The organism is Amycolatopsis taiwanensis DSM 45107 (assembly GCF_000519205.1).
GTDB classification, from domain to species: domain Bacteria; phylum Actinomycetota; class Actinomycetes; order Mycobacteriales; family Pseudonocardiaceae; genus Amycolatopsis_E; species Amycolatopsis_E taiwanensis.
In genome coordinates this window covers 12,864-27,099 of record NZ_JAFB01000025.1, presented here as the reverse complement: position 1 = coordinate 27,099, position 14,236 = coordinate 12,864, and the positions used below count along the sequence as shown (strand labels likewise).

11 protein-coding genes are annotated in these 14,236 nt (G+C 68.9%); 8 read left to right on the top strand and 3 right to left on the bottom strand.

Annotated features, from left to right (window positions below):
- Positions 1–17: 17 nt before the first annotated feature.
- On the bottom strand, positions 18–662 hold the full coding sequence (locus A3CU_RS45655) for a TetR/AcrR family transcriptional regulator (protein WP_052371895.1): 645 nt from the start codon (positions 660–662) through the stop codon (positions 18–20).
- 188 nt (positions 663–850) lie between these two features.
- On the opposite strand from A3CU_RS45655, the gene A3CU_RS0120095 reads away from it, so the two are divergent.
- Together A3CU_RS0120095 and A3CU_RS0120090 are read left to right on the top strand one after the other, a co-directional pair.
- Positions 851–2,374, top strand: a complete 1,524-nt coding sequence (locus tag A3CU_RS0120095; RefSeq protein ID WP_027943832.1) for an APC family permease — start codon at positions 851–853, stop codon at positions 2,372–2,374.
- A gap of 95 nt (positions 2,375–2,469) precedes the next feature.
- On the top strand, positions 2,470–4,542 hold the full coding sequence (locus A3CU_RS0120090) for an oxidoreductase (protein WP_027943831.1): 2,073 nt from the start codon (positions 2,470–2,472) through the stop codon (positions 4,540–4,542).
- 63 nt (positions 4,543–4,605) lie between these two features.
- On the opposite strand, the gene A3CU_RS0120085 is transcribed toward A3CU_RS0120090, so the two are convergent.
- A complete protein-coding gene (locus tag A3CU_RS0120085; protein ID WP_027943830.1) occupies positions 4,606–5,871 on the bottom strand; it encodes a flavin-containing monooxygenase in 1,266 nt (421 codons plus the stop codon).
- Between the two features lie 194 nt (positions 5,872–6,065).
- On the opposite strand from A3CU_RS0120085, the gene A3CU_RS0120080 reads away from it, so the two are divergent.
- From A3CU_RS0120080 to A3CU_RS0120060, 5 genes are read left to right on the top strand one after another with little or no spacing between them, the layout of a single operon-like run.
- Positions 6,066–6,500, top strand: a complete 435-nt coding sequence (locus tag A3CU_RS0120080) for a RidA family protein (RefSeq protein WP_027943829.1) — start codon at positions 6,066–6,068, stop codon at positions 6,498–6,500.
- Entirely contained in the window at positions 6,497–7,165 is a 669-nt protein-coding gene (locus A3CU_RS0120075) for a DUF1028 domain-containing protein (protein WP_027943828.1), read from the top strand. The genes A3CU_RS0120080 and A3CU_RS0120075 overlap by 4 nt, the downstream gene beginning before the upstream one ends.
- Positions 7,158–8,297, top strand: coding sequence for a M20 family metallopeptidase (locus A3CU_RS0120070; protein ID WP_027943827.1), 1,140 nt, complete (start codon positions 7,158–7,160; stop codon positions 8,295–8,297). The genes A3CU_RS0120075 and A3CU_RS0120070 overlap by 8 nt, the downstream gene beginning before the upstream one ends.
- Complete coding sequence (locus A3CU_RS0120065; protein ID WP_027943826.1) at positions 8,294–9,706, top strand: aspartate ammonia-lyase; 1,413 nt, start codon at positions 8,294–8,296, stop codon at positions 9,704–9,706. The genes A3CU_RS0120070 and A3CU_RS0120065 overlap by 4 nt, the downstream gene beginning before the upstream one ends.
- A gap of 38 nt (positions 9,707–9,744) precedes the next feature.
- Positions 9,745–10,662, top strand: a complete 918-nt coding sequence (locus tag A3CU_RS0120060) for a LysR family transcriptional regulator (RefSeq protein WP_027943825.1) — start codon at positions 9,745–9,747, stop codon at positions 10,660–10,662.
- A gap of 27 nt (positions 10,663–10,689) precedes the next feature.
- On the opposite strand, the gene A3CU_RS45650 is transcribed toward A3CU_RS0120060, so the two are convergent.
- Complete coding sequence (locus tag A3CU_RS45650) at positions 10,690–12,159, bottom strand: alpha-L-fucosidase (protein ID WP_156960438.1); 1,470 nt, start codon at positions 12,157–12,159, stop codon at positions 10,690–10,692.
- 204 nt (positions 12,160–12,363) lie between these two features.
- Here A3CU_RS45650 and A3CU_RS0120050 point away from each other — a divergent pair, with 204 nt between their 5' ends.
- Complete coding sequence (locus tag A3CU_RS0120050; protein ID WP_027943824.1) at positions 12,364–14,178, top strand: hypothetical protein; 1,815 nt, start codon at positions 12,364–12,366, stop codon at positions 14,176–14,178.
- The last annotated feature ends 58 nt before the right edge of the window (positions 14,179–14,236 follow it).

The following is a 14,236-nucleotide window of genomic DNA, read 5'->3' as shown; positions in this document are numbered from 1 at the left end:
ATGACCGGCAGGAGGAGTCAGCCGCTGTGCCGGGCTTGGGAGGTCGCGGAACCGGCCGCCGGCTCGATCGCCACTCCCGTCACCGCCCGTGCGTAGCTGGCCAGCTGTCGCTCGGCGCGATCGAGGGTCATGGCCGAGTTGTTGGCCAGCAGGTGCATGCCGAGCGCATCTTCGAGTGCGACGAAGTTGCGGGCGAGGACGTCGGCGGCGTCGGTGAGCTCGAACTCGCCCACCGCGGCGCCGTCCTCGAGCACGGCTGTGTAGAGCGAGACCTCCCGCTCGAAGAGCAGCGTCACCAGCGCGGCATGCATCGGGCTGCGGCTGGCATTGACCGAGATCTCATCGAGAACCTGGCTCAACTGCAGATCCTTGCCGCGCGGGAGGCCCGAGTGCAGGAGCCGGGCCAGCTTGTCCGTGGGCGTGAGCTCGGCTTCGACGACGGCCTGGCGGGTCCAGTAGTAGCGGTCGGTGGCGGCCTGGTGGGCGGCTTCGACCAGCGCATCCTGGTCGGGGTAGTAGTACGCGATCAGCCGTGGCGAGAGGCCGGCGACCGCCGCGATCCGCTTGCCGGTGAGACCGGCGATGCCGTGGTCGGCGATGGTCTGCAGGGTTGCCCGGATGATCTGCTCCCGCCGAGCTCGCTGGTCCTTCGGCCTGGCCATGATCGCAGGTTACGTGATCGAAAACGCGGACCCTCTTGACGTCGCCGGGTGAGCTACTTCATATTTTGCGGCCAAGCGCAAAGAATGACGACTGGAGGCGGGATGACGCGTCGACGCGTTCAGCGTCGGTCTCAAGACCATCTGGATCAACCACTGACCCGCCCGGGTCCGAACCGACAGGACACAGCGTGAGCCAGCATCCCGAACGCTTCACCGAGCTCGCCGCCGAACAACAAACGCTGCTGCACAAGTCGCTGCGGCGCTTCGACATCATCTTCCTGCTCATCGCCGCCATCGTCGGCCTGGAGACGCTCGGCCAGGTGTCGACGTACGGCGCCGAGGCCTTCACCTGGGCGCTGGTCCTCGCCGTCGTGTTCCTCATCCCGTACGGCTTGATCTTCGCCGAGACCGGCGCCGCGTTCAGTGAGGAGGGTGGCGCCTACACCTGGGTGCGCGATGCCTTCGGGCGCCCGACCGCGGCGCTCGCGTCGCTGCTGACGTGGATCACCCAACCGGTCTGGGTCGGCGGGTCGATGGCGTTTCTCGCCGCCGAGACCGTGAGCGTCTACCTGAGCCCGCTCGAACACGGCTCGTTCGCGGACTATTTGTTCAAGATCGTCTTCGTGTGGCTCACGGTGCTGGCGGCCGTCGTCAGTCTGCGCCGCGGGAAGTGGCTGCCGACCAGCGGCGCCGTGCTCAAGGTCGGGCTGCTGGTGTTCTTCGTCGGGACGACCGTGGCGTACGCCGTTCAACACGGTGTGGCCGACATCAGCGCCGGCGACTTCAGCCCCACGCTCCTCGGGCTGTTCGGCTCGGTGCCGGTCCTGCTGTTCGCGTTCCTCGGCTTCGAGTCGTCCAACAGCGCGGCGGGCGAGATGAAGAACCCGGCTCGCGACATCCCCGTCTCGATCGCGCGCTCCTGCGCCACCGCGGCGCTGTGCTATCTGGTGCCGATCCTCGCGATCCTGCTGGTGGTGCCGAAGGGTGACATCACCGGGATCGGTGGGCTGCTCGACGCGGTCGCCACGGTGTTCACGGTGTACGGCGATGCCGCCCCCGTCATGTTGAAGATCACCGCGGTCTGCTTCGTCTACATCCTGATGAGCCAGGGGGCGGCCTGGATGATCATCTCCGACCGGATGCAGGCGATGGCCGCGGCGGACGGCTCGTTCTTCGGTGGCTTCTTCGGCCGCTTCCACCCGAAGCTCGGCACGCCGGTGCGGGTCAACCTGCTCTCCGGCGTCGTCGCGACGGCGTTCCTGCTGGTGGCGATGCAGGTGACCGGCTCGGGTTCCGCGGTCTTCGGCGTCGTGCTCTCGATCTCGATCTCGACGTTCCTGCTCAGCTACCTGTTGGTGATCCCGGCAGCGGTGCGGCTGCGCACGAAGTACCCGGACCTGCCGCGGCCGTTCCGGGTTCCCCTGTCCGACGGGAGCTTCCGCGCCCTCGGCGGCCTCGCCTTCGCGTGGATCCTGCTCGGCTCGTGGGTCGCGGTCTTCCCCGGCACGTTGGAACGGCTTTTCGGGCTCGACTACCGGTTCGAGGACACCTGGGGTGTCAGTCAGCTCACGTTCGAGGCGTTCACACTCGGCACGCTCGCCTTCCTCCTGGTCCTCGGTGTCGTCGGTTACGTCCGGGGTGCCCGCGTGCGGCGGAGCGTCGGCACGGGTGCCTCCACGGGCGTTCCCGCCGCTCACCAGCCGCGAGATTGACCGCCCCGGCAACCAATCCCTGCTGCACGCACCGCACCTGTAGCGCGGTCAGGGCAGCGCACCACGGCACCACCCGTTCATTGAGGAGTTTCCCCATGTCCGCGACCCATGACGTCCCGGCTCCGTACGACATCCTGTTCGAGCCCGTACGCATCGGACCGTTCACGACCACGAACCGCTTCTACCAGGTACCCCACTGCAACGGCATGGGCTACCGCGACCCCAGCGCCCAGGCGGCCATGCGCAAGATCAAGGCCGAGGGCGGCTGGTCGGTGGTGTGCACCGAGCAGGTGGAGATCCACGCGACCTCGGACATCGCGCCCTTCATCGAGTTGCGCATCTGGGACGAGCGGGACCTGCCGGCGCTGAAGCGGATCGCGGACGCGATCCACGAGGGTGGCGGGCTCGCCGGCATCGAGCTGGCTCACAACGGCATGAACGCGCCGAACCAGCTCAGCCGGGAGACCCCGCTCGGACCGGGGCACCTGCCGGTGGCACCCGACACCATCGCACCGATCCAGGCCCGGGCGATGACGAAGTCCGACATCGAGGACCTGCGGCGCTGGCACCGCAACGCCGTACGCCGCTCGCTTGAGGCGGGCTACGACATCATCTATGTCTACGGCGCCCACGGCTACAGCGGTGTGCACCACTTCCTCTCCCAGCGCTACAACCAGCGCACGGATTCCTACGGCGGATCGCTGGTCAACCGGATGCGCCTGCTGCGTGAGCTGCTCGAGGACACCATCGAGGAGGTCGATGGCCGGGCGGCGGTCGCCTGCCGGATCACCGTCGAGGAGGAGATCGACGGCGGCATCACCCGCGAGGACATCGAGGGCGTGCTGCGGGAGCTCGGAGAACTGCCCGACCTGTGGGATTTCGCGATGGGCAGCTGGGAGGGGGACTCGGTCACCTCACGGTTCGCGCCCGAGGGGCGCCAGGAGGAGTTCGTCGCCGGGCTGAAGAAGCTCACCAGCAAGCCGGTGGTCGGCGTCGGCCGGTTCACCTCGCCCGACGCGATGGTCCGTCAGGTCAAGGCCGGCATCCTCGACCTGATCGGGGCCGCGCGTCCCTCGATCGCGGACCCGTTCCTGCCGAACAAGATCCGTGACGGCCGGTTCAACCTGATCCGGGAGTGCATCGGCTGCAATATCTGCGTCTCCGGCGACCTCACCATGTCGCCGATCCGCTGCACCCAGAACCCCAGCATGGGGGAGGAGTGGCGCCGCGGCTGGCACCCGGAGAACATGCGCCCGAAGGAGAGCGACTCCCGCATCCTCGTCGTCGGCGCCGGTCCGTCCGGTCTCGAGGCCGCGCGTGCCCTCGGCCTCCGTGGGTACGACGTCACGCTGGTCGAGGCGCGTCGTGAGCTCGGTGGCCGGGTGCGCCAGGAATCGCTGCTGCCCGGCCTGTCGGCGTGGGGCAGGGTCAAGGACTACCGCGAGGCCGTCCTCGCCGAGCTGCCCAACGTGGAGATCTTCCGCGAGAGCCCCATGACCGCCGACGAAATCGTCGAGTTCGGTTTCCAGCACGTGCTGGTCGCCACCGGCGCCACCTGGCGTACCGACGGTGTTGCCCGGTTCCACACCACGCCGCTCCCGATCGCCGAGGGCGCCCAGGTCCTGGGCCCCGACGACCTCTTCGCCGGGCGTCTGCCCGAGGGCAAGAAGGTCGTCGTCTACGACGACGACCACTACTACCTGGGTGGCGTTGTCGCCGAGCTGCTCGCCCAGAACGGGTACGACGTCTCGATCGTCACGCCAGAGGCACAGGTCTCGTCATGGACGGTCAACACGTTCGAGGTCAATCGCATCCAGCGCCGCCTCATCGAGAACGGCGTCAGGCGGGTCACCGACCACGCGGTCACCCGCGTCGGTGTCGGCGGTGTGGAGGTCCGTGACGTCTATGCCGGTCAGATCCGCGAGCTCGACTGCGACGCCATCGTGATGGTGACCGCCCGCCTGCCGCGCGACGAGCTGTACCTCGATCTCGTGGCCCGCCGCGAGCGAGGCGACCTGCTGTCGGTGCGTGGCATCGGTGACGCCTGGGCGCCGGGCACGATCGCGGCGGCGGTCTGGTCCGGTCGCCGGGCGGCCGAGGAGTTCGACGCGACGCTGCCGTCGAACGACGAGGTGCCGTTCCGGCGTGAGGTGACCCAGCTGGCCTGAGGCGCGATCACAGCTGGATGGCCCGGTGCGGAGGTGAGAGACCGCCTCCGCACCGGGCACTTCTCAGGCGTGCCGACGGCTGTTGTCGTAGGCGACGTAGCTGCGTTTGGTCGCGATGTGGCCGGCCACGTGCTTGGCGTCGTGCCACACCCCCCAGATGAAGCTCGAGCCGCGGCGCGAGAGCCAGGGCAACCCGACGAAGTAGACGCCGGGCTCGTTGGAGATGCCGCGGCGGTGCTGCGGCCTGCCGTCGGCGTCGAAGGTGTCGACCTTCAGCCAGCTGTAGTCAACGGCGAAGCCGGTGGCCCACACGATCGCGGTGACGCCGGCCTCGGCGAGGTCGAGCTCGAGCAGCGGGTTCTCGGCGGCCTCCGGGACCGGGCCCAGGATTCGGGCCTGCGGCTCCTCGGGGAGGTCGAGACCGTTGCGCTCGATGTAGGCGTCGGCCGCGTCGAGCAGCGCCAAATACTTCTCGTCCCCACCCCTGATGTTCTCGGCCAGATCCGACCGGAACCGCAGGACGCCATCGGCGTAGGAATCGGTGAGGCCGACGAGCTGGATGCCCTGGCCGGCGAGCGTGCGGAAGTCGACGGTGTGCCCACCGCGCGCTCCGCTGACCGCGATGGTGACGTGTTCGGCACCGGCTGCCGGTGTCTCCAGGTCCCACAGGTTCAGCACGCCGAGCCACCAGCAGAAGTCGCGTCCGCGGTAGCTCCGCGGGGGCCGGTCGTGCTGGCCGACGGAGAGGTAGACCTGGCGTCCTGAGCGCTGCAGCTCGTCGGCGATCTGCACGCCCGAGGAGCCGGCTCCCACGACCAGGACGGCACCGTCGGGCAACTGGCCGGGATTGCGGTAACTGCTGGAGTGCAGCTGCACTTCGACCGCGCCGTCGGGCACGATCGGCGGGATGGACGGCCGCTGGAAGGGGCCCGTCGCGGCGACGACATAGCGAGCGTCGATGACGCCGTCCGAGGTCTCCACGCGGAAGCCGGGCCGGCCAACGTGCCGGGTCACCGACGTCACCTCGACACCACACCGGATGGGCGCGTCGATCATCTTCGCGTACGCCGCCAAGTAGTCGGCGACCTGGTCCTTCGACGCGAACGCGTCGGGGTCGAGGCCGGGGAACTCCAGGCCGGGGAATCGGTCGTGCCAGGCCGGTCCGTTCGCGACGAGGGAATCCCACCGCTCCGAGCGCCAGCGCTCGGCGATCCGCCGGCGCTCGAGCACGAGGTGCGGTACGCCGCCGTCGCTGAGGTGCTCGCTCATCGCGATGCCGGCCTGGCCACCGCCGACGACGACGACCTCGACTTCCTGTTGGTTCGACATGCTGGAATCGTCGGCCGCGTCAGGCGTTCTGTCCAACAGATGTTGTTGTCCTTCTGCTTCTGTTCTCTTGATAACCCGACCGCACCTGCCAGGGCATCTGCTAATCCGATGACCACAGTAAGAAACATCTGTTGGACATATGCCCTCAGCTCCAGTGGACTTGGCCCAGACTCTGACGAGAGTGAGGAGCAGCAGTGAGCATCGTCGTCGGCGGGCACACGCGGATTCGGCCGTTCAACACCCGCGACACCTACCCCGAGCAGAACCTCGACAACGACCTGTGTCAGGCCGTGGTCGCCGGGAACACGGTGTACGTGCGCGGCCAGATCGGCCAGGATCTCGACACCAGCGAGTCGGTCGGCATCGGCGACGTCGAAGCCCAGACCGAGCGGGCGATGGCCAACATCGACCTGCTGCTGAGGGAGGCCGGTGCCCGGATGGAGCACCTGGTCAAGCTCACCATCTACCTCGTCGACCCGCGCTATCGCGAGACCGTCTACCGCACGATCGGTCGCTGGACCAGGGGTGTGCACCCGATCTCGACCGGCCTGGTCGTCTCCGCGCTCGCCCGCCCCGAGTGGCTGGTCGAGGTCGACGCCATCGCCGTGATCCCGGGAGACGGCAAATGACGTTCTCGGTTCTCGCCACCGACGGCGATGGCGCCGTCGGCATGGCCGTCACCTCCTCCAGCCCGGCCGTGGCGGCGCGCTGCATCCACCTGCGTGCCGGTGTCGGCGGGGCCTCCTCCCAGAACATCACCGACCCCCGCCTGGGGACCGACCTCCTCGATGCGCTCGGCGCCGGCCTGGGGGCTCGTGCCGCGATGGAGCGCGTTGTGACGGGACGCGAGCTGATCGACCACCGTCAGCTCACCGTCCTCGATCTCCGGGGTGAGGGTGCTGTTTTCACCGGGACCGGTGCGCTCGGCACTCACCATGACAAGGTCGCTCCCGGCGTCGTCGCGGCGGGAAACCTGCTCGCCGGGCCACAGGTGATCGACAGTGTCGTAGCGGGCTTCCTGGCGGCGAGTGGTGAGCTGGAAGAGCGGCTGCTGGCCGCGCTCGAGGCCGGTCTGGCCGCCGGCGGCGAAGCCGGCCCCCTCCGCTCGGCGGGGCTGGCGGTCGTGCGCGATGTGCCGTGGTGCGTGACCGACCTGCGCGTGGACTGGAGCGAGAACCCGATCGGCGAGCTGCGTCAGCTCTTGGACGTGTGGCTTCCCCAGCGCGACGACTATGTGACACGCGCGCTCAACCCGGCCGCAGCGCCGTCGTACGGGGTTCCCGGAGATGAGTAGCTCGAAGGAGCAGGCAGCACAGAGAGTCGCCGCCGACGCCGAGCGGCTGATCCGGCTGTCCGAACTGCTGCACGCCCACCCCGAGACGGCATGGCAGGAGCACCGCTCGGCGCGCTGGGTCGCCGAGGCGCTGGAGGAGTCCGGGTTCGCGGTCACCCCGTCCTACCTGGGGCTGGACACGGCATTCCTCGCCACTTACGGCAGTGGCCCGTTCCGGCTCGGCCTGTGCGCGGAGTACGACGCGTTGCCTGGCCTCGGCCACGCTTGCGGGCACAACCTGATCGCGGCCATCACCGTCGGCACGGCGCGGGCGCTCGCACCACTCGCCGACGATGCGGGCCTCACCATCGAGGTATACGGAACTCCGGCCGAGGAGGGCGGCGGCGGCAAGATCGAGCTGCTCGAACGCGGTGCGTTCGCCGGCCTGGACCTGGCGATGATGGCCCACCCGGCGCCCGTCGACGTCGCCGAGGCGGAGCCGTTCGCGGTCTCACACTCCCACGTCTCCTTCCAGGGCAAGGCCGCCCACGCCGCGGCCTACCCCGAGCAGGGCGTCAACGCCGCGGACGCCTTCACCGTGGCCCAGGTCGCGGTCGGCCTGCTGCGGCAGCAGCTGCCGTCGAGCGTCCGCGTACACGGCGTGATGACCAGCGGCGGCGAGGCTCCGAACGCCATCCCCGCCCGCACCGAGGGCCGTTGGTACGTCCGGGCCGAGAGCCTCGACCAGCTCGCGGAGACGGAGGAGAAGGTGTGGCGGTGCTTCGAAGCCGGCGCCCTCGCCACGGGCTGCACTCTCGACATCACGCCCGAGAGCAAGCCGTATGCCGAGTTCCGCACGTTCCAGCCGGCCCTGGAGGCATACGTCCGCAACGCCGAGCAGTTGGGGCGTGTCTTCGACCAGGGGTCTCCCGCCCGGCGCATGAACCGCGCTTCGACCGACATGGGGAACGTCTCCCAGGTCGTGCCCGCCATCCACCCCTACGTCGGGATCGGGTCGCTGCCGGCACTCAACCACCAGCCCGAATTCGCCGCGCATTGCGTCGGCGGGGACGCCGAGAAGGCGCTGCTCGATGCCGCGACCGCGCTGGCGTGGACCGCCCTCGACATCGCTCAGGAGAGCACCGCACCATGACCGTCGCGTCGCCCGCCACCCGCACCGAGCACGACTCGCTCGGCACGCACGAGGTGCCCGCCTCGGCGTACTGGGGGATCCACACCGCCCGGGCGCTGACCAACTTCCCGATCAGCGGCACACCGGTGGGAGCCCACCGTGAGCTCGTCGCGGCCCTGGGGGCGGTCAAGCTCGCCGCCGCGCGGGCGAACCACGACCTCGGACTGCTCGACGAGCGCCGGTACGAGGCGATCGCCAGGGCCGCCGACGACGTCCGTTCGGGTGCGCTCGACGACCAGTTCGTCGTCGACGTCATCCAGGGCGGCGCCGGCACCTCGACGAACATGAACGCGAACGAGGTCATCGCGAACCGGGCCCTGGAGATCCTGGGTCTGGAGTTCGGCAGGTACGACGAGATCCATCCGCTCGACCACGTCAACCGTGGCCAGTCCACCAACGACGTCTACCCCACGGCGGTTCGCCTGGCTCTGCTGACGGTGATGGAACGGGTACGGGAAGCCACGGCGGCGCTGGCCGATTCCTTCGCTGCCAAGGCGGCGGAGTTCCGGGCCGTGCCGAAGATGGGGCGGACCCAGCTCCAGGACGCCGTGCCCATGACCGTCGGCCAGGAGCTCGGCGCGTTCGCCGTCACGCTGCGCGAAGAGCTGGCTCGGCTGGCGGATTCGCGTGCCCTGCTGTGCGAGGTCAACCTCGGCGCCACCGCGATCGGCACGGGCATCACCGCACATCCGGACTACCGGCGGCGGGCGGTCGGACACCTGGCCGAGATCACCGGACTGCCGGTCGTCGGCGCCACCGACCTCGTCGAGGCCACCAGCGATGCCGGGGCCTTCGTCCAGGTCTCCGGCGTCCTGAAACGGACCGTGATCAAGGCCTCGAAGATCTGCAACGACCTGCGGCTGCTCTCCTCGGGACCGCAGGCCGGGCTCGCCGAGCTCCAGCTCCCGGCCCGCCAGGCCGGGTCGAGCATCATGCCGGGGAAGGTCAACCCGGTGATCCCCGAGATGGTCAACCAGGTCGCGTTCTGGGTCATCGGGAACGACCTGACCGTCAGCATGGCCGCGGAAGGCGGTCAGCTGCAGCTCAACGCCTTCGAGCCGGTCATCTGCCACGGCCTCCTCCAGGGCTTCACCTGGACCGCCGCGGCCTTCGATTCGCTGCGCGTAAAGTGCGTCGACGGGATCAGTGTCGACGAGGCGAGGCTCGCGGCCGTGGTGGCCGGAAACGCCGGACTGGTCACCGCACTCACGCCGCTCCTGGGGTACGCCCGGGCGGCGGAGATCGCCAAGGCCGCCCTCGGCGGGGCGGGCGACATCAGGACGCTGGCGCTGGCCACCGGCCTCGACGAGACCGTGCTGGACGCGCTGCTGCGCCCGGAGACCCTTGCCAACCTCGACCCGTCCTCGTAGCTATGTCGTTGGCCCCGGCCGTACGGAAGGATTTGGCTATGGCTGGGATCGGCTTCACCCTCACGCAGCTGCGCTACTTCGCGGCAGCTGCCGAACTCGGCAGCATGACCGCCGCGTCGCGCGAGCTGATGGTCTCCCAGTCCGCGGTCTCGACCGCGGTCGCGCAGCTGGAGCGGGAACTCGGAGTCCAGCTCCTGCTGCGTCACCATGCGCGGGGGCTGACCCTCACCGCGGCCGGTGAGGCGTTCTACCGGGAATTGCGCGGCTATCTCGTGCACACCAGCGAGCTGGCGGAGGTCGCTCGCTCCGCCGGCCAGGCGCTGACGGGCGATCTGACCATCGGCTGCTTCACCACGCTCGGCCCGTTCGAGCTGCCCCGGCTGCTGACCGCATGCGAGCAGGACCACCCCGGCATCCGCATCGCCGTGGTCGAGGACGAGCACGCCGCGCTCAAGCAAGCACTCCGCTCGGGCAGGTGCGAGCTCGCCTTGATGTACTCCTACGACCTCGACGACGACATCGGCCACGTGCGTGTTGGCGTGGCCCCACCGTACGTGCTCGTCGCCAACGGACACCGGTTCGCCCGCCGCGGGAAGGTCGCGTTGAAGGAGCTCGCCGACGAGCCGATGGTGCTGTTGGACCTCCCGCACAGCGGTCAGTACCTCGAGCGGCTGGTCGAGTCCGCCGGTGTCCATCCCAAGGTGCGACACCGTACGGCGGGGTTCGAGACGGTCCGGGCCATGGTGGCCAACGGTCAGGGCTGGTCGGTGCTCAACCAGCGCCCGGCCAGCAACACGACCTACGACGGCGCGGAGGTGGTCCCGCTGGAGATCACCGACCCGATCGAGCCGCTGGAGGTCGTCCTCGCCTCGATGAAGGGTGCGCGGTTGACCGCCCGTGCCCATGCCTTCGTCCGGTCCTCGGCCCGGGTGTCACGACGGCGGACGGATCGCTGAACGCGGTCGTGGACGGCTGAGCAGTGTTCATCGCGTACTGACTCGCAGGACTGCGGGGAACTCCTCGGAGAAGTCGTCGGTGCGCTGCGAGGGCAGGTCGACGACCACGCCGTCGGCGGTGCGTGTCCAGGCCAGCGGGCCGGAATGTCCGCCCAACAGGCGGATCCGCGCACGGCCGTCGATCGGGACGTCGCCGGGCACGGTGAGCTTCGCGCCAGGCCAGCGCAACGGGATGAGGTGGAAGGCGTCCCGCGTCGTGGTGTAGCAGACGTCGCCGTCCATCGCCCGCTGCCACGGGGACGAGTCGTAGATCGCGCTCCCGTTGATCCGCAGCCACCGGCCCATGTCCAGCAGCCGCGAGCTCATCCAGTCGGCGATCGTGCCGTCCTCACGCGGGCCGATGTTGAGCAGCATGTTGCCGTTCTTGCTGACCACCTCGACGAGCAGCTGGAGCAGCCGCGCGGACGACTTGATGTTCGCCGGGTCCTCGTTCTCGTTGTAGCCCCAGGACTTTCCGATGTTGAGGCAGGCCTCCCACGGGTCGGGGCGCAGGACGTACGTCTTGTTGTCGCCCTCCACGGTGGCGAAGTCGGGGTGCGCGTACTCGAAGCGGTCGTTGGCGACCACACTCTTCGGCACCGGGCGGTTCGCGGCGTTGCGGTAGTAGTAGTCGAGGATCTCCTCGCTGCGCCAGTCCCACACCTTCGGCCGGAAGATCGGGCCGCCGCCGAACTCGTGGTAGCCCTGCCCGTCGGCCCACAGCACGTCCGGGTCGTAGCGGTCGATCAGCGTCTTCAGATGAACGTGCTCGTACTGCGTCACGTAGTCGGACACCGGGCGGTAGCCGGTGTACGGGATTTCCGCTCCGGTGTAGGGATTCCGCGGCGGCGTGCCGAGCGCCGGGCTGTAGAACTCGCCGAGCGAGTAGTACACCCCGCGCTTGAGGTGCGAGTCCCGCGCAGCGGAGAACAGTTCGCCGACCAGGTCACGCTGTGGTCCGAAGTGGACGGAGTGGCGATCCGAAGCCGGGTTCGGGAACAGCTGGAACCCGTCGTGGTGCTTCGAGGTGAGCACGAAGTACCGCGCCCCGGCCTGCTCGAACAACCGGACCCAGGCGCGCGGGTCGTAGCGGCGCGCGGTGAACCGCGGGATGAACCGGTCGTAGTCGAAGTCCGCGCCGTAGGTCTTCAGGTGGTGTTCGCGGGTTCCCAGGCCACGGGCGGGATCCGTGACGTTCATGGCGTACAGGTACCACTCGGCCGCGTGCTTGGCGTCGCCCCACGCGGGCGCGGAGTAGACGCCCCAGTGGATGAAGATCCCGAACTTCGCGGACGGGTACCACGGCGTGGCGGCGCGCGGTGCGGCCTGCGCGGCGGGCGCCGCGATTCCGAGCAGTCCGGCTCCGGCGATGGTTCCCGCCGCGGCGAGCATGCTGCGCCGACTGATTCCACGCTGATCCGGCATCGTCGCCTCACTCCACTCAGCTCGTTCGGTCATCGGATGTCTTGACCTTCAGGCGTACCAGGCTTGCCTTCCTCAGGCAAGAAATCAGTGCGATCTTTACTGGAGATTTCGAGCGTTCACATGGATGAACGCCCAATATTCGTCGGGACGACGGTTGACTCCACTATTCGCGGTTTCCTACTCTCATGCAGAGATACATCCGATCTATTCCGACCGAAATCGGCGAAGGGATCCGCCATGCGCACGACGGGAGCGAGAGAGACCAATCGCCGGACGGTGCTGCGGGGCGGACTCGTCCTCGCGGCGGGCACCGCGCTTGCCGCCACCGGCACGGCATCGGCGTCCGCGCAGTCGGCGCAGTCCGCCGGCCCGGAGCCGGTGCGGCGCAGGCTGCCGTTCCTGCTCGACATGGTGCACAACAACCCCGGCGAGCCGTCGTTTTCCAGCCGCTTCAACGATCCCGCGACGCTCGCCGCGTATGGCTACGACGGCCAGGTGATCAACGAGTTCAAGCCGCCGCAGACCGCGATCACCTTCGACTCCTTCGACCCACGGATCTTCCCCGCCGGCTCGCCGGGCCGCGCCTGGGTCGAGGCGGCGGCGCAGAGCATCGACGCGCACATCGCGCGGGCGCACGCGGCCGGGATCGCCGCATACATCTTCACCGACATCATCGTGCTGCCGAAACGGCTGGTGGAGCTCTACGGCGACCAGATCCTGGACGACAAGGGCAACATCAGCTTCGACCGGCCGCTGACGCAGGAAATCCACCGGGTCATGCTGCGCGAGGTGTTCGCCCGCTTCCCCGGACTCGACGGGATTGTCGTGCGCACCGGCGAAACGTACCTGCAGAACGTGCCGTTCCACACCGGGAACAACCCGATCACCAGCGGCGCCACCAGTCATCACATCCTGCTCGGCATCCTGCGTGAGGAGGTCTGCGTCCGCGCGGGCAAGCGCGTCTTCTACCGCACCTGGTCCACCGGTGGTGACAAGCTCACCGCGGACCCGGCGTACTACCAGCAGGTGACCGAGGAGATCGAAACCCACGAGAACCTGGTGTTCTCGATCAAGCACACCGCGAAGGACTTCTGGCGCACGGTCGGGTTCAACCAGACGATCGGCGTCGGCAGGCACCGGCAGATCGTCGAGGTGGAGTGCCAGCGCGAATACGAGGGCAAGGGCGCCTTCCCGAACTACGTCTTCGACGGCGTGGTCAACGGGTTCGAGGAGTTCCGCACGCAACCGAGGACCGGGCCGATCGGCCTTGCCGACGTGATCGGCAACCCGATCGTCGCCGGGATCTGGACGTGGTCGCGCGGCGGCGGCTGGCGAGGCCCGTACCTGCAGAACGAACTCTGGTGTGACCTCAACGCCTGGGTGACCGCGCGCTGGGCCCGTGACACCGGGCTCGGCGAGGAAGGCGCGTTCAACGCCTACGCCGCGCGGATCGGCCTGCACGGCGACCAGGTGCGCCGGTTCCGGCGGCTCGCGCTGCTCTCGGCCGCGGGCGTGCTGCGCGGACACTACAGCCTGATTTATCCCCTGGGCAGGCTGACGTGGACCCGAGACCAGTTCCTCGGCGGTTCGGACAAGGACCTGGCCGGTGACTTCGCCGGGATCGTGGACCGCGGGCTCGTCGACGCCGTGCTGGAGGAGAAGCAGCAGGCCGCGCGGATCTGGGACGAGATCGTCGCACTGGCCGGGACGCTCCCACTGCGCGACCACGCCGACCGCGAGTTCCTGCGTGTTTCGGCGCGGTACGGGCAGTCATGGCACCGCGTGGTGCACCACGGCTGGGAGGTCATGCTGCGCGGCGTCGCCGGGGACAAGAGCGGCAGCTACGACAAGCCCGCTATGCGCCACCACCTGGCGCAGTACGACGCGGAATGGGACAACTGGCGACGGCTGGTGGCGGACGAGCCGTCGAGCGCGACGTTGTACCAGCCGTACAGCTTCGGCTCGAAGAACGCCGACGGCCTCTACGACGCGGACCCCGACCACGGCATGAAGCCCGCCACCGACCACTACCGCGCCCTGTTGTCCAGTTAGGACAAAGGCCGGGCGCTGGGGTCAGCGTTACCAGCCCAACTTTCTAAAATGGCTGCCT